This is a genomic window from Hydrogenophaga sp., assembly GCF_022844385.1.
GTDB lineage: Bacteria > Pseudomonadota > Gammaproteobacteria > Burkholderiales > Burkholderiaceae_C > Hydrogenophaga.
The window spans coordinates 1-15,518 of the sequence record NZ_JALHLX010000029.1; the positions used below are offsets into that span (position 1 = coordinate 1).

A 15,518-nucleotide genomic window follows, 5' to 3' on the forward strand; every position below is an offset into this window, starting at 1 on the left:
ATTGCTGCGCAAAAAAGCATTCCTTGGCGCCCCACAGGCGCAATCGGCATCAAGAACAGGGTGGGTTGCCGACTTGGGGGGCGTGCACGCCCGTCAGCGGTGGCCGGGCCGGACAACCGGCGGCCAAGGCGACATTAGAAACGATCCGCCGGACCGACTTGTAACCGCCGGCAGGTCCCTACCGCAGGTGGGCAGAAAATTCACTCTGGCGGGCAAGCAACTTCATGGGCTTGCAGCGCTTTGGGCCACGGCGTCAGCCGACGACTGACTGAGTTGCTGCGACCGGCCTGTTCCGCTGCCAGGGTTCTTGCGATGGGAGGTCCGTCCTGGGGTGCTCAGCTCGCATGAGCCATGCATGCCTTGACGCCTCCCCTCGGATACGATGACTCCGATCGGCCAGAAGCGGAAGTTCGATTCCAACTCGCAAAGCTGTCACCTTGTGGCTATTCTGCGTTCTTTTGGGACGCTCATTGGTTCAAGAAGAGACATGAATTTCGAGATCCTTGATCGCATCAGCCAAGACGAGGTGACGAGCTTGTTTGCTTCGGTGTTTTCGTCATCCGAAGGAGAAAAGGAAGGTGCGCTGATCGGTGGACTGGCCAGCGCGCTGGCCGCACGCATCGACAACCAGGAAGTGATCTGTATGGGTGCCTTTGCAAAAGGCGACCTTACGGGGTTGATCTTTTTTACCCGACTTCGATTCGATGACCCTATCTACGCCTACTTGCTGTCGCCCGTTGCGGTCAGCACCTCACATCAGAGAAAGGGTATTGGGCAGGCATTGATCAGGTTCGGACTTGAAGTGTTGAAGAATCGCGCCGTGGAGCTCGTGGTCACCTATGGCGATCCTGCCTTCTATGCCAAGGTCGGCTTTCGAGCGTTGTCGGAAGAGGTCATCCGGGCTCCTCAACCGCTCTCGATGCCAGAAGGCTGGCTTGGCCAGTCCTTGTCCGGAGAAGACATTCCCATCCAGAAATGCCGTCCCGCGTGTGTTCAGGAGTTCGCCGACTCGGCTTTCTGGTGAGGCGGATGATCAACTTGTCCCGAAGAGTCTGGATCGCTGACCGTCGGCTTTCTATCTATTGCCATGGCCGCTTTGGGCCCCAAGCAGACGATCCCGCACGTTCCGCAAAGCGGTCGGCATACCCACCTCTAGGCCGGTACGCGCTTGGATGCGCAAATGCTTCAGAGGCACTTGTGGCCATTACGCGGCTCCCTTGCCTTGTACCCGGACTTCATGCTTTCGATCGGCATGGTTGGAGAGAGCAAATCACGTCAACGATTATCTGACTCGGCTTCGCTGCCGCCCTTGACCTCGCAAGACAGAAGATCAGAAGAGGATCGAACTGAATCAGCTGCACCATAGACTTTGGCTTTGAACCAGTCGTAAATTGAATCAGATCGAAAGCCTATGAAATCACTGCCTTCAAAAGTCTCCCTGCAGGGGAGAATCCGGCGCTGGCTGGCGGTGGTGGCAGTGCTTGTGGGCATGGCCTTGGTGGTGGGTTTTGGCTGGCGGGCATGGAAGCAGATTCAGTTTAACCAGCGGGTTGCTCGCGGCGAAGTGCAGGTGGAGACTTTGCGGGGCTGGATGACGCTTCCGTACATCGAGCGTGTTTATGGCGTACCGCAGGTCGAGCTGCGCCAGGCTTTGGGCTTGCCCGCCACCGGCTTTGATGACCGAAGTGTTCGCGACTGGAGCAAGGAGGCAAATCTAGAACCTGACGCCGTACGACACATCATCGAGAAACTGATCTTGGAACACGAACCGCCCTCAGGAGCGGTGAAGTGACGGAGATCACCGATTTCCTGCTTACCAGCCTGCTCAACCACGGAGCGCTTATTTTGGGGGGCACCTTGTTTTTGGCGGCGTTGGGCCTGCCTTTGCCCGCCACCATGTTGGTGGTGGCCACCGGCGCCTTCAGCAGGCAAGGTGTGATGAGCGTGCAGGCAGCCGCGAGCGTTGCCGTGGTGGCGGCTGTGGCGGGCGATAGCTGCAGCTATCTGTTGGGCCGCTTGCTGGGGGAGCGGCTCACATCGCGCTGGAAGGGCTCAAAGGCTTGGCGATCGGCCGACCAACAGTTTCAGCGCTGGGGCATCTGGAGCGTATTCCTGAGCAGGTTCTTGTTCACGCCGATCGCCCTGCCTGTGAATTTGATGGCTGGCTCTACCCTGTTTCCTTGGCATCGTTTCCTGGTCGCCGTGGTGTTGGGGGAGGTGGCCTGGGTGTTTCTGTACGGTGGCCTTGGGCTGTTGTTCGCCGACAGCTGGGAAGTGCTGAGCCAGTTGGCCACCGATCTGTCGGGCTTGTTGGTGGGGGTATTGCTGCTGGGTGTGGGGGTTTACGCCTTGGTTCGTCGCCGTTGAGTAGCCGGACTTCACCCGAAGTCACTGCTTCGCAGAAGCTTGAAGCCTGTACTTCAAGGTGTCCCTTAAGCTGAACACCCGCTATTGCCCTCGCGCCCTGTCTGCTGTTGGCCGATCGGCGTCATCGTAGCCAAGGCAGCATCACCCTCGGAAATGCGGCCCAAGCTTGGCGACAACACCCCAGGAAACAGTTGTGGTCAGTCGCAGCACTTTGGCGGCAGTCGCATTTACTTTGGCGTCCCACGCCTGCCCGCGTCAAAGTACCAGCACGGCGCGGAAATCGTTCACGTTGGTGTGCGTGGGCCCGGTGATCACGAGGTCTCCCAGCGGCTGGAAATAGCCGTTGGCGTCGTTGCGCGTCAGGTGGTCGGTGACCTTGAGGCCCTTGGCTGCTGCGCGGGCCAGGGTGTCGGGGGTGACGAGCGCGCCGGCGTTGTCTTCCATGCCGTCGATGCCGTCGGTGTCGGCGGCCAGGGCCCACACACCGGCGATGCCGTTGAGCGCCTGCGCCATGCCCAGGCAGAACTCCCCTGCCCGCCCGCCCTTGCCTTTGGTCTGGCCCTCGACGCGGGGTCGAACCGTCACGGTGGTCTCACCGCCGCTGAGGATCACGCAGGGCTTCTTGAAGTCGCTGCGGCCGAGCGCGGCCGAGCGCGCCAGCGCCGCGTGCACCTTGCCCACCTCGCGCGACTCGCCTTCGATCTCGTCGCTCAGCACCCAGGTGTTGAGCCCGATGGCGCGCGCAGCAGCCGCAGCAGCCTCCAGGCTTTGCTGCGGCGTGGCGATCAGGTGCACCTCGTGGCCTTGCAGGCGCGCATCACCCGGCTTGGGCGTTTCGAGCTCGCCGCGCTCCAGCTGCGCGCGCACGGCCGGTGGCACGTCGATGCCGTAGCGCTGCAGGATGTCCAGCGCGTCGGCGCAGCTGGTGGCATCGGCCACGGTCGGGCCGCTGGCGATCACGCTCACGTCGTCACCGGGCACGTCGCTGATGGTGATGGTGACCACGCGCGCGGGTGCGCACCCCGCAGCGAGCCGACCGCCTTTGATGCGCGAGAGGTGCTTGCGCACGGTGTTCATCTCCAGAATGTTGGCGCCGCTGTTGAGCAGCTCCCGGTTGATGCGCTGCTTGTCTTCGAGCGTGAGGCCGTCGGCCGGCAGCGTGAGCAGCGAAGAGCCGCCGCCCGAGATGAGGCACAGCACCAGGTCGTCGGCGGTGAGGCCTTGCGTGAGTTGCAGGATGCGCTGCGAGGCGGCGAGACCCGCCGCGTCGGGCACCGGGTGCGAAGCTTCCACCACCTCGATGCGGTCCTTCAAGCCCGCCGGGCGCGGCGGCGTGTGGTCGTAGCGCGTGACCACGAGGCCCGAGAGGGGCGCGTCTTCGGGCCACAGCGCTTCCACCGCCTGTGCCATGGCGCCACCGGCCTTGCCGGCGCCGATCACCACGGTGCGGCCCTTGGGCGGCGGTGGTAGGAACGCGGCGGTGTTGTGCAGCGGCAGCGCGCGCTGCACCGCCACATCGAACAGGTGGCGCAGCAAGGCGCGGGGGTCGTTCAGGGAGGGTTGCATCACAGGGGTCTTCCAGAAGGGTGGCGTCCGTGGGCGGCCAGCCAGGTGAGGCCGGCGCGGGTGCCGCCAGCGCGTTGTTCGAGAGGGAAATATTCGCAGCCCACGTGCCCGCGGTAGCCGAGCCGGTCGAGTTCGTCGAACAGAAACCGGTAATGGATCTCGCCGCTGCCGGGCTCACCGCGCCCGGGGTTGTCGGCGATCTGGATGTGGCCGATGCGCGGCAGCAGCGCGCGCAGGTGGCCAGCCAGCTCGCCTTGCATGCGCTGGGCGTGGTACAGGTCGTGCTGCAGGTAGAGGTTGTCCGCGCCGACCTCGTCCATGATGGCCAGCGCCTGCGCGGCGTGGTTCACAAAAAAGCCGGGCACATCGAACGTGTTGATGGGCTCCATGAGCAAACGCAGGCCGTGCACGCGCAGCGCGGCGGCGGCAAAACGCAAGTTGCCCACCAGCGTGGCGTGGGCCAGCGCGTCGCTCACGCCCGCGGGCTGAATGCCCGCCAGGCAGTTGATCTGTGGCACACCCAGGGCCAGCGCGTGGGTGATGCCGCGCGCCACGCCGGCGCGGAACTCGCCCACGCGGTCGGGATGGCAAGCCATGCCGCGGTCACCCGCAGCAGCATCACCGCCCGGCAGGTTGTGCAGCACCATGCGCAAGCGGTTGGCGCGCAGCAGGGCGACCAGGTGGTCGGCGGTGTGGGTGTAGGGGAACTGGCACTCGACCGCCTCGAAGCCGCAGTCGCGCGCAGCGGCAAAACGGTCGGCGAAGGGCAGCTCGGGGAAGAGCGTGCTGAGGTTGGCTGAGAATGTGAACATGACCGTCATTGTCGCCACATCAACACCCGCTCTCACATGGCCACCCTGCTGATTCACCGCGCCACCTGCATCGCCACCTTCGACCACAGCGATCCGGCACGGGGGCGCGAGTGGCAAGACGCTTCGCTGTTCGTGCGCGACAACCTGATCGAGTGGATCGGTTGTTCAGCGGAGCTGCCCACCACCTTGCGCGACGCGGCCGACGAGACCATCGACGCGCGGGGCCACCTGGTCATGCCGGGCCTGGTGAACACGCACCACCACATGTATCAGAGCCTCACGCGGGCGGTACCAGCGGTGCAGAACGCCGAGCTGTTCGGCTGGCTGCGCGGGCTCTACCCCATTTGGACCGGACTCACGCCCGAGATGGTGCAGGTGTCCACCCAGGTGGCCATGGCCGAGTTGCTCATGAGTGGCTGCACCACCAGCAGCGACCACCTCTATCTCTACCCCAACGGCGTTCAGCTGGAGGACAGCATCGAAGCGGCGCAGGCCATCGGCATGCGTTTTGTGGCCACGCGCGGCAGCATGAGCGTGGGGCAGTCGCAAGGCGGTCTGCCGCCCGACAGTGTGGTGGAGCGTGAAGACGCGATCCTCAACGACAGCCAGCGGCTCATCGAAACCTGGCACGACGCGCACCATGGCGCCATGCTGCAGATCGCACTCGCGCCGTGTTCGCCGTTTTCGGTGAGCACCGGGCTCATGAAGGACAGCGCGGCGCTGGCGCGGTCGTTCAAGGGCCAGGGCGTTCGGTTGCACACCCACCTGGCCGAAAACGACCACGACATCGCCTACAGCCTGGCGAAGTTCAACCGCACACCGGCGCAGTACGCGCAGGACCTTGGCTGGCTGGGCGACGATGTGTGGCATGCGCACTGCGTCAAGCTCGACGAAGATGGCATCTCGCTCTTTGCCGCCAGCCGCACCGGCGTGGCGCACTGCCCCTGCAGCAACATGCGCCTGGCATCCGGTATCGCCCCGGTGCGCCGCCTGCTCGACGCCGGTGTACCCGTGGGCCTGGGGGTGGACGGCAGCGCCAGCAACGACGGCGCGCACATGGTGGGCGAGGCGCGGCAGGCGCTGCTGCTGGCGCGCGTGGGCCGCGCGATGCAGGCGCCCGAACTCAGGGACGGCAAGACCTTCTTTGGTTGTGACCTGGGCCCGGCGGAGATGACGGCGCGCGACGCACTCCAAATGGCCACGCGCGGTGGTGCGCAGGTGCTGGGCCGCAGCGATGTGGGGCACCTGGCACCCGGCATGTGTGCCGACTTTGCATTGTTCGACTTGCGCACGTTGGGTTTTGCCGGTGGTGCGGTGCATGACCCGGTGGCGAGCCTGCTGCTCTGTGCGAGTGCGCAGGCGGCGTACACGGTGGTGAACGGGCGGGTGGTGGTGCGGCAGGGTCAGCTGACCACGGTGGACCTCGGGCCTTTGCTGGAAAGGCACAACCGTTTGGCGATGCAACTGGCGCAAGCGGTTGCTTGAATCAGGCCAGGGCTCGGCTGTTTGGTGGCCTGCGCTTCTTCGGCTCGCGGACGCGGTGTGCACCCTTGCACGCCAAGCTTTCAAGACATCCTTCGCACGCCAACGAGGTCGGGGGCGGCCGGTGTCCCCAGCGCAGCGGCATGAAGGAGGAGACCCGGCGAAGCCGGGTCGGGGGACAGCCGCGGAGCTGGGGACACCGGTCGCCCCCGACCGGCGCAGGTTCAGAAGGGACCGAGCTCAGGCCCGCGCAACACCCGTCTTGAACACCGCCACCGACGCCACCAGCTGCAACGCTTGCTGCTTGAGGCTGTCGGCCGCTGCGGCGCTTTCTTCCACCAGCGCTGCGTTCTGCTGTGTGCCCTGGTCCATGCGGGTGATGGCCTGGCCGACCTGCGCCACGCCCGAGCTCTGCTCGGTGCTCGCGGCACTGATCTCACCCACGATGTCACTCACGCGGCGGATCGAGGCCACCACTTCCTGCATGGTGGTACCGGCCTGGTCGACCAGGGCCGACCCTTGTTCAACACGGTCCACGCTGGCGCCGATCAGGCCCTTGATTTCCTTGGCGGCTTCGGCGCTGCGCTGCGCGAGGTTGCGCACCTCGCCTGCCACCACCGCAAAACCCCGACCTTGTTCGCCGGCGCGCGCCGCCTCCACCGCGGCGTTGAGCGCCAGGATGTTGGTCTGGAACGCGATGCCGTCGATCACGCCGATGATGTCGCTGATCTTGCGGCTGCTCTCGTTGATGCCCTTCATGGTCTGCACCACCCGGCCCACGACCTCACCGCCCTGCACCGCCACGCTGGACGCGCTCTGGGCCAGCTGGCTGGCCTGGCGCGCGTTGTCGGCGTTGTGGCGCACGGTCGTGCCCAGCTGCTCCATGGTCGCGGCGGTCTCTTCCAGTTCGCTGGCCTGCTGCTCGGTGCGGGCCGACAGGTCCTGGTTGCCCGCAGCGATCTCGCCACTGGCGTGCGACACGTAGTCGGAACTGCGGCGCACATCGGTCACGGCCTTGGACAAACCTTCCTGCATGGTCTGCAGCCAGGCCAGCAGGCTGTCGGTGTCGCCCCTCTTCAGGTGGATCGGCGTGGTCAGGTCGCCTTCGGCCACGGCGCGGGCAATGCCCACCGCGGTGCGCGGCTCGCCACCGAGCTGTCGCAGCATGTTGCGCGTGATCATCAGCGCCATACTCATGCCGACCACCAGAGCCAGACCGATCAGGCCGATCACCGCAAAACGCGCCTGGTCGTACACCGTGGTCACGCGCATCGCAGAAGCTTCGCCTCCGTCGTAGTTGAACTGGATCAAGCCGTTGAGGGCCGAGACCACCTCGTCAAACGCCATGCTGGATAGGCCGTCGGCGATGTCGGCGGCGTCCACTTGCTGCATGTCGCGACCGAGCTTGATGACCTTTTCGTTGGCCTGCAGGTAAGCGGCCCAGGCGGTGGACAACGTCGCGTTCAGCGCCGTTTCTTCCTCACCCGACACACGTTCCTGGTAACCCGAGAACAAGGCCTGCAAAGACTTGCCGGCCTCCTTCATCTTGTCTTCGTACTCGGCGTGGTAGCTGGTGTCGTCGGTGCGGCTGTGCTTGATCTCGAACTCGCGGTACTCGACAGCGAGTGCACGGGCATCGGACAAAGCGCCCACGCCCTTGAGCCATTTTTCGGACAGCGCGATGGCTTCGCCATCCACGCTCTTCAGACCCACCAGAGCGGTGGCGCCGAGAGCAGCCGTCAACACCAGGATGGACGCAAACGCGCCGAAGAGCTGCTGGGCGACCGTCAGTCGACGGAGCCAGCCAAAGGGGTTGGGAAGTTTTTTCATCGCGCCACCGCCGTCACTTCTTGTGACCGATGTAGCTCACGCCGATGATCGCGCCGTCCGCAGCCTTGATCGGGTTGTAGCAGGCGTCGAAGGCGGTGCCGAGCACGTCGATGGGGCCGCAGAATTGCTGGCCCTTGCTCACGGCTGCGTAGGCGGCGTTGCGGGCGAGCTGGGTGCCCACGCCGCGCTTGCCTTCGGGCGTGAGCACGTTGGTGCTGACGCGCACGAACTCTTCGCCGTCTTTCACGAACACGGTGGCGGTAGCCTGGTGGCTCTTGCGCAGGCCGTCGACCACGTCGAAGTTGTTGTTGATCTTGCGCTGGCCAAAAAAGATCGCAGGCACGGTCTTGCCGGCCACGGTGTCGGTGCCTTCGACGCGCGGTGCACCGATCTTGCCCAGGCGGCTGTCGAGCTCGGCGATGGTGGCCTTGGGGTCGTTGGCGTGGGCGAAGGAGGCAGAGACGGCCAGCGTGGCCAGCATGAGGGCGCGGTTCAGTTTCATGAGAACTCCATATGAGGCAAAGTTGAAAAGGGCATCCGGCGGATGTAACCCTGTATCGGTCACAACTTGTCAGACTTGAGTTTTCAAGAGCCTGCGCGGGCTTCAAAAGGCGATAAGCCCCGGCTTGTGCGCCCACTTCGGGCCTTCAGCGCGCTGCAGGCGCCCGGTTCACACCAGCGTGACGAACGCCAGCCACACCAGCGCCGCCCAGCGGTGCACCACACTGGCCGGCAGGCGCCACACCGCGGCCACCAGGAACAGGTTGTAGGGCAAGGGTGCAAAGTGCACCGCGGCCGCCAGCGCAATGGGAAGGTCTGACGCTGCCATGGCCAGCGCCACGCCGGTGAACAGGATGTTGATGAGGGTGCCGACCAGCACCATGTCGCGCCAGAACAGCTCGCGCACCGGTACCTCGCCGTTCCATCGGCGCGAGAAGAATCCGCTGGCGGCAGGCATCAGGCGGTGGCCAGCAAACTCAGCAGCCAGGCGTTGAGATCGGCGACTTCCTGCGCGCACACCGAGTGCTCCATCGGGTAGGTGTGCCAGTCGACCGGGTAGCCCAGCGCCTGCAAGGCATCGCGCGATTCGGTGCCGCGCTGAACCACCACCACCGGGTCGTGGGTGCCGTGCGCCAGGAAGATGGGCACGTCGCGGTTGGCCTCGGAGCGCTCGGCCTGCGTGCTGGCCGCCAGCGGCAGATAGCCCGACAGACCCACCAGCCCGGCCAGGCGCTGCGGCGCACGCAGACCGGCCATGAGCGTCATGGCGCAGCCTTGCGAGAACCCCATGAGCACGGTGCGTGAAGCTGGCACGCCGCGCGCAACCTCGCGGTCCAGCAAACCCTGCACCAGTGCGCAGGACTCGCGCAGACCGGCATCATCTTCCAGGCGCGACTGGCCGATGGGCGGGTGGATGTCGTACCAGGCGCGCATCTCGTAGCCACCATTGAGGGTGACCGGGCGCACCGGCGCGCTGGGGAACACGAAACGCACCGGGCCGATGGCGTCAAGATCCAGCTCCTGTGCGATCGGCACGAAGTCGTTGCCGTCGGCGCCCAGGCCGTGCAGCACGACGATGCTGGCCACAGGCCCGGCGGCAGGGTTGCCGCCGGTGATGAGTTCGAGGGTTTCCAGGGTGTGTGAGGTCATGGCCCGCAGCATAGCGGCTGCCTATGATGAGGTCTTTTTCCACATCGCCGCGACCATGACACCCGACGCACTTCTGGACCACCTCGACCAAGGCCGCCTCTGGCCTGCTCCCTCCGGGCTCTCGCTGCAGGACGCCTACGCCCAGGCGCTCGCGGTGCGCCAATTGCGCATCGGGCGCGGCGAACAACCGCGTGGCTACAAGGTGGGTTTCACCAACCGCACCATCTGGCCCCGCTACAACGTGTTCGCACCCATCTGGGGTTGCGTGTGGGACAGCACGCTCACGCTGTGCGAGGACGAAGGCAGCGTGTCGCTGGCCCACACCTGCCAACCCAGACTGGAGCCCGAGGTCGTGTTTGGCCTCAAGGCCAGCCCCGCACCCGACGCCACGCTCGACGATCTTTTTGCGGCCATCGACTGGGTCGCGCCAGGTTTCGAGGTGGTGCAGTCGCACCTGCCGGACTGGAAGTTTGTGCCCGCCGACACGGTGGCCGATGGTGGCCTGCACGCGCGCCTGCTGGTGGGCCGCCGTACGCCGGTGCGCGATGTGGCCAGCAGCGCCGCAGCGCTCGACGAAAGGCTCGCCCAAGCCCGCGTGAGCCTGCTCAGGAACGGTGAGGCGGTGGAGCAAGGCGAGGGCTCCAACGTACTGGACGGTCCGCTGCGTGCGCTGCTGCACTTCACGCAAACCTTGCGCGCCTGTCCGGGCGCACCCGATCTGCAGGCCGGCGACGTGGTCACCACCGGGACATGGACCGACGCCTGGCCGGTTGTGCCCGGCGAGCACTGGGAAGCGCGTTTCTCGTCACCCCTGCCCAGCCTTTCCGTGACTTTCGCGAGTTGACCTGCGCGCAGGCTTGCAGGTGAAACCCTCTAAACACATGGCGGCAGCCTTGGTAGATTCCTGCGTCATACCCACAACGGAGACACGCTTCATGACCAAGATCGCACCGGACTTGCTGGCCCTGCAACGCCTGTACCACTGGGAGAAGACCGCGCCCACCCGCGTGGCCCTCACGCAGCCCATGGGAAACGGCGCCGTGCAGGAGTTCACCTGGGCCCAGGTGGCCGATCAGGTGCGCCGCATGGCAACCCACCTGCAGTCACATGGCTGGGAACCCGGCTCGAAGGTGGCCATCCTCTCCAAGAACTGCGCCTGGTGGATGATGAGCGACCTGGCGATCTGGATGGCGGGTTATGTGTCGGTGCCGCTGTACCCCACGCTCGCACCGGAGACCATCCGCCAGATCCTCACCCACAGCGAAGCCAAGGCACTCTTTGTGGGCAAGCTCGACGGCTGGGAAGGCATGAAACCCGGCGTGCCCACCGACCTGCCCTGCATGAGCTACGCGCTCTCGCCGGCAGACGCCGTGAAAAATCACGAGGGCTGGGACACCATCTGCCAACGCAGCCAGCCGCTTCAGGGAGAACCGGTGCGCGACGGCGATGAACTCGCGACCCTCATCTACACCTCGGGCACCACCGGCATGCCCAAGGGCGTGATGCACACCTTTGCCAACTTCGCCTGGGCGCTGGACGCCGGCCTCAAGCGCATTCCGATGACCGGCAACGACCGCATGCTGTCCTACCTGCCGCTGGCGCACGTGGTCGAGCGCATGCTGGTTGAACACGGCTGGCTGCGCACCGGCATGCACGTGTTCTTTGCCGAGTCGCTCGACACCTTCGCGGCCGACCTGCAACGTGCCCGCCCCACCATCTTTTTCTCGGTGCCGCGCTTGTGGGTGAAGTTCCAGCAAGGTGTGCACCACAAGATGCCACCGGCCAAGCTCAACCGCCTGCTCGGTATTCCCATCCTGGGCGGCATCGTGCGCAAGAAGGTCATGAAAGCCCTGGGACTGGACCAGTGCAAGTTCGCCGCCGGCGGCGCCGCACCCATGCCCGTTGCCCTGCTGCAGTGGTACAGCAAACTGGGCCTGAACATCAACGAAGGCTATGGCATGACGGAGAACCTCGCGCTCTCCCACATCACCGAGCCCGGCAAGAACCAGCAGGGCACGGTCGGCCCGGCCTACGAAGGCGTCGAGCACCGCATCGACCCCGTGACCGGTGAGGTGCAGATGCGCAACTCCGCCATGATGCTGGGCTACTACAAGGAGCCCGAGAAGAGCGCGGAGAGCTTCACCCCCGACGGCTGGCTCAAGACCGGCGACAAGGGCACCATCGACAAACAGGGTTTGTTGCGCATCACCGGTCGGGTGAAAGACCTGTTCAAGACCGGCAAGGGCAAATACGTGGCGCCCGCACCCATTGAAGACAAGCTGGTGATGCACGACGCGGTGGAGGCCTGCGTGGTCACCGGCGCCAACCTCGGCCAGCCGCTGGGCATCGTGATGCTCAACGCCGAAGCGGTGGCCAAGGTGGCCGATGCTTCGGCACGCACCGAACTGGAGACCTCGCTGGCGGCGCACCTCAAGACCATCAACGCCACGCTGGACCCGCACGAACAGCTGCAGTGCGTCGTGGTGGTCACCACCGCCTGGACCGTGGACAACGACGTCATCACCCCGACCTTCAAGGTCAAGCGCAACCGCATCGAAGACCTCTACGCCAGGCACTACGAAGCCTGGGAAGCGTCGGGCAAAAAGGTCATCTGGCAAAAGGGCTGAACGCCACCTGAGCCGGCATGCCGCGCTGGTTAACATCGCGGCATGCACATCCTCCTCACCGGCGCCGCCGGCTTCATCGGCATGCACACCGCCCTGCGCCTGCTGGCGCGCGGCGACACGGTGTTCGGCATCGACAACCTCAACGACTACTACGACGTGGCGCTCAAGCAGGCCCGGCTCGCGCCGCTGCTGCAGCACACCGGTTTTCAGTTCGAAAAGATCGACATCGCCAACCGTGAGGCCATGGCCCGGTTGTTTGCAGACCACCACTTCGACGCGGTGGTGCATCTCGCGGCGCAGGCGGGTGTGCGCTACTCGATCACCCATCCCAACGCCTATCTGGACAGCAACCTGAGCGGCTTCGGGCATGTGCTGGAAGGCTGCCGCGCGCAGAAGCTGGGTCACCTGGTCTACGCGTCGAGTTCCAGTGTGTACGGCGGCAACACCAAGATGCCATTCGAGGAAACCGACGCGGTCGACCACCCGGTGAGCCTGTACGCGGCCACCAAAAAGGCCAACGAGCTGATGGCGCACACCTACAGCCACCTCTACGGCCTGCCCACCACCGGCCTGCGCTTCTTCACGGTGTATGGGCCATGGGGTCGGCCCGACATGGCGTACTACTCGTTCACGCAGAAGGTGCTCGCGGGCCAGCCGATCCCGGTGTTCAACCATGGACAGATGAAGCGCGATTTCACCTACATCGACGACATCGTGGAAGGCGTGCTGCGCGTGCTGGACAAACCCGCCACGCCCGCACAGGGCGGTGGAGCGCCCTACCGCGTCTTCAACATCGGCAACCACGACCCGGTGCCGCTGCTCGAATTCATCGGCTGCATCGAGACCGCGCTGGGTCGCACCGCGGAAAAACAATTCCTGCCCATGCAGGACGGTGATGTGCCAGCCACCTACGCGAGCACCCAGGCCCTGCGCAAGTGGGTGGGCTTCGCACCGTCAACACCGCTGGCCGAGGGCATCCAGCGGTTTGTGGCCTGGTACCGGCAGTTCCACCAGGTGTGAATCAACCCACCTGGACCACGCGCTTGAGCACGCCGTCCACGCCCTGCTCGCACAGCCGCAGCACCGCCTCAAAACCAGCCTCGTTGCCGTAGTAGGGGTCTGGCACCTCGGTGCGCTCCTCGACACCCGCGTATTCCAGAAACAGGTGCAGCTTGTGCCGGTGCTCGGCCGGGCACACACGTTGCAGGTTCGTCAGGTTGTCGAGGTCCATGGCGAGGATCAGGTCGAAGCGTTCAAAGTCGTCTTCGGTCACCTTGCGTGCACGCTCATTGACGATCTGTTCGTAGCCCCGGGCCTGCGCCAGCGCCACGGCCCGACGATCCGCTTTTTCACCCTGATGGGCGCCATAGGTGCCGGCCGAGTCCAGCGCCACCCGATCGGTCAGCTGGCGCCGAACCACCTCGGCGTGCATCACGCTGGCCGCCATGGGAGAGCGGCAGATGTTGCCCATGCAGACGAGGAGGATGTTGACCATGGCGCCAAGGATAACGAGCCGGAACGATCCGAAAGGCCAGCTCAAAAAACAAAACCCGCCAGAGGCGGGTCTTGTCGGTTCACAGTGCGGGCGGATCAGATCAGGTAGTCGTCAACGCTTTTGCCCGAAGCCAGCACAGCGCGCACCCACTCCGGCTTGCGCCCCGGGCCGCCGGCCCAGAGCTCACCGTTGGGACCACGGTACTTCGGGGCCGATACCGATTTGGATTTGGCCGGCTTTTTGCCACCGCTGGCACCTCCCAGATCGGCCACCGAAATGCCGAACTGTTTCATTTTGGCCTTGATGTCGGCAATCACGGAAGCAAGTTCGTCTTTGCGCGCCTGTTCGGCCTGCGCCATCAGGGTTTGCGCTTGCGCCATGAGTTCGGAATAGCTTGCCATTGAGAAATCCTTGTTGAAGTTGAAAACGGATCGGAATGATGGATTGCACTCTGCCGATGCAGGCTTGCATTCTAATCGCGTTTTCCCGGACCAGGTTGCGCCCAGGCCTTCAGTTCTGCCGGCAGTTCCGACATGAACTCAATCGATGCATTTGTTACCGGATGGTTCAATCGCAAGCGCCAGGCGTGCAGAAACATGCGCTTCAATCCCGCGCGCGCCAATTGGCGGTTGAGTTCGAAATCACCGTATTTGTCATCCCCCGCAATCGGATGCCCGGCATTTGAGAGGTGCACCCGGATCTGGTGAGTGCGCCCGGTCTTGATGGTCACTTCGAGCAGACTCAAGCCCTCGGGCAGCAGTGCAGCCAAGCCCGAAGGTGCCGGAATGCGGGCCGCGACCTTGACCAGGCTGACCGAATGCATGCCATCAGGATCTTCCTTGGTGGTCACCTTCACCCGGCGCTCTCCGTCTGCCAACAGGTACTTGTGCAATGGCTGATCGAGCACTTTCAGCTTTGCTGGCCAGGCGCCTTTGACCAACGCCAGATAGGTCTTGCCGGTTTCCCGTTCGCGGAATTGATCCTGCAAGGCCTTGAGTGCACTTTTCTTTTTGGCAATCAGCAGCAGGCCGCTGGTTTCCCGGTCCAGGCGGTGCACCAATTCGAGCAAACGGGCGTCCGGGCGCGCCTGGCGCATTTGTTCGATCACGCCAAAACTCACACCGCTGCCGCCGTGCACGGCCACACCCGCAGGTTTGTCGATCGCCAGAAACGCCTCGTCCTCAAACACCACCGGGAATTGCCGCGCAGGCGCGGGATTGAGCTGTTTTTCTTCGGCGCGCTCCGACGTGCGAATGGGTGGAATGCGCAACACATCACCGGCCTGCACCCGGTCGTCGGCCCCCACGCGGCCCTTGTTTCGTCGCACCTCACCCGAGCGGATGATGCGGTAGATGTGGGTTTTGGGGACGCCCTTGAGCTCGCGGATCAGGAAGTTGTCGAGGCGCTGCCCGGCCGACTCTTCGTCCACCGTGAGGTGCCGCACGGCAGCGGCTGGAGGGGTTGGGAGCTGGGACAAGGGAAATCGAGGGGTGACCAGAAGGGAAATAGGACACCAACGGTATGGATGGCTGTCTATAATGCGTCACTCGCGTCACGTGCCGTAAGTGATTGATTTGCCTTGAGTTTAAGGCACGCACTGACGGCGCAGACCTCCCGGCCCGACAAGGCGGGAGACCGACGCGAGATGGTTGCCACCCGCAGCACCCGGCACTCCCCACCGCATCCGCA

General features: G+C 64.7%; 16 protein-coding genes. 7 read left to right on the forward strand and 9 right to left on the reverse strand.

All coding sequences use genetic code 11. The annotated features are described in order from the left end of the window. Positions 1-487 precede the first annotated feature (487 nt). The 3 genes from Q0C59_RS07820 to Q0C59_RS07830 all read left to right on the forward strand — a co-directional run bounded on the left by Q0C59_RS07820 (position 488) and on the right by Q0C59_RS07830 (position 2,367). Positions 488-1,024, forward strand: a complete 537-nt coding sequence (locus Q0C59_RS07820; protein ID WP_291213831.1) for a GNAT family N-acetyltransferase — start codon at positions 488-490, stop codon at positions 1,022-1,024. 387 nt (positions 1,025-1,411) lie between these two features. Then, the gene (locus Q0C59_RS07825; RefSeq protein ID WP_291213833.1) at positions 1,412-1,792 is read left to right on the forward strand and encodes a hypothetical protein; all 381 of its coding nucleotides are present in this window, start codon (positions 1,412-1,414) and stop codon (positions 1,790-1,792) included. Continuing rightward, positions 1,789-2,367 carry a DedA family protein gene (locus tag Q0C59_RS07830; protein ID WP_291213835.1) on the forward strand — a complete coding sequence of 193 codons (579 nt, stop codon included), beginning with the start codon at positions 1,789-1,791 and terminating at the stop codon, positions 2,365-2,367. The genes Q0C59_RS07825 and Q0C59_RS07830 overlap by 4 nt, the downstream gene beginning before the upstream one ends. 255 nt (positions 2,368-2,622) lie before the next feature. Here the strand turns inward: Q0C59_RS07830 and Q0C59_RS07835 are convergent, their stop codons facing one another. After that, a complete protein-coding gene (locus Q0C59_RS07835) occupies positions 2,623-3,933 on the reverse strand; it encodes a glycerate kinase (RefSeq protein WP_291213837.1) in 1,311 nt (436 codons plus the stop codon). Continuing rightward, entirely contained in the window at positions 3,933-4,745 is an 813-nt protein-coding gene (locus Q0C59_RS07840) for a hydroxypyruvate isomerase family protein (protein WP_291213839.1), read from the reverse strand. Before Q0C59_RS07840 ends, Q0C59_RS07835 begins: the two co-directional genes overlap by 1 nt. Before the next feature lie 36 nt (positions 4,746-4,781). On the opposite strand from Q0C59_RS07840, the gene Q0C59_RS07845 reads away from it, so the two are divergent. Continuing rightward, complete coding sequence (locus Q0C59_RS07845; RefSeq protein WP_291213841.1) at positions 4,782-6,230, forward strand: 8-oxoguanine deaminase; 1,449 nt, start codon at positions 4,782-4,784, stop codon at positions 6,228-6,230. A gap of 237 nt (positions 6,231-6,467) precedes the next feature. Here Q0C59_RS07845 and Q0C59_RS07850 read toward each other — a convergent pair whose 3' ends face one another. The 4 genes from Q0C59_RS07850 to Q0C59_RS07865 all read right to left on the reverse strand — a co-directional run bounded on the left by Q0C59_RS07850 (position 6,468) and on the right by Q0C59_RS07865 (position 9,707). Continuing rightward, positions 6,468-8,057, reverse strand: a complete 1,590-nt coding sequence (locus tag Q0C59_RS07850) for a methyl-accepting chemotaxis protein (RefSeq protein WP_291213843.1) — start codon at positions 8,055-8,057, stop codon at positions 6,468-6,470. 13 nt (positions 8,058-8,070) lie between these two features. Then, positions 8,071-8,559 (reverse strand): Cache 3/Cache 2 fusion domain-containing protein, encoded by a 489-nt coding sequence (locus Q0C59_RS07855; RefSeq protein WP_291213845.1) that lies wholly within the window; start codon positions 8,557-8,559, stop codon positions 8,071-8,073. A gap of 168 nt (positions 8,560-8,727) precedes the next feature. Beyond that, on the reverse strand, positions 8,728-9,015 hold the full coding sequence (locus Q0C59_RS07860) for a hypothetical protein (protein ID WP_291213846.1): 288 nt from the start codon (positions 9,013-9,015) through the stop codon (positions 8,728-8,730). Then, a complete protein-coding gene (locus Q0C59_RS07865) occupies positions 9,015-9,707 on the reverse strand; it encodes an alpha/beta hydrolase (protein WP_291213848.1) in 693 nt (230 codons plus the stop codon). Before Q0C59_RS07865 ends, Q0C59_RS07860 begins: the two co-directional genes overlap by 1 nt. A gap of 55 nt (positions 9,708-9,762) precedes the next feature. Here Q0C59_RS07865 and Q0C59_RS07870 point away from each other — a divergent pair, with 55 nt between their 5' ends. From Q0C59_RS07870 to Q0C59_RS07880, 3 genes are all read left to right on the forward strand, one after another. After that, the gene (locus Q0C59_RS07870) at positions 9,763-10,551 is read left to right on the forward strand and encodes a 2-keto-4-pentenoate hydratase (protein WP_291213850.1); all 789 of its coding nucleotides are present in this window, start codon (positions 9,763-9,765) and stop codon (positions 10,549-10,551) included. A gap of 91 nt (positions 10,552-10,642) precedes the next feature. Then, positions 10,643-12,334 (forward strand): AMP-binding protein, encoded by a 1,692-nt coding sequence (locus tag Q0C59_RS07875; protein ID WP_291213852.1) that lies wholly within the window; start codon positions 10,643-10,645, stop codon positions 12,332-12,334. 42 nt (positions 12,335-12,376) lie between these two features. Then, positions 12,377-13,354 carry an NAD-dependent epimerase gene (locus tag Q0C59_RS07880; protein ID WP_291213854.1) on the forward strand — a complete coding sequence of 326 codons (978 nt, stop codon included), beginning with the start codon at positions 12,377-12,379 and terminating at the stop codon, positions 13,352-13,354. A gap of 1 nt (position 13,355) precedes the next feature. Here the strand turns inward: Q0C59_RS07880 and Q0C59_RS07885 are convergent, their stop codons facing one another. The 3 genes from Q0C59_RS07885 to Q0C59_RS07895 all read right to left on the reverse strand — a co-directional run bounded on the left by Q0C59_RS07885 (position 13,356) and on the right by Q0C59_RS07895 (position 15,306). Further along, positions 13,356-13,829, reverse strand: a complete 474-nt coding sequence (locus Q0C59_RS07885) for a low molecular weight protein-tyrosine-phosphatase (protein WP_291213856.1) — start codon at positions 13,827-13,829, stop codon at positions 13,356-13,358. Between the two features lie 95 nt (positions 13,830-13,924). Next, entirely contained in the window at positions 13,925-14,230 is a 306-nt protein-coding gene (locus tag Q0C59_RS07890) for an H-NS histone family protein (RefSeq protein ID WP_291213858.1), read from the reverse strand. Between the two features lie 71 nt (positions 14,231-14,301). Then, positions 14,302-15,306, reverse strand: coding sequence for an RluA family pseudouridine synthase (locus Q0C59_RS07895; protein ID WP_291213860.1), 1,005 nt, complete (start codon positions 15,304-15,306; stop codon positions 14,302-14,304). Positions 15,307-15,518 lie beyond the last annotated feature (212 nt).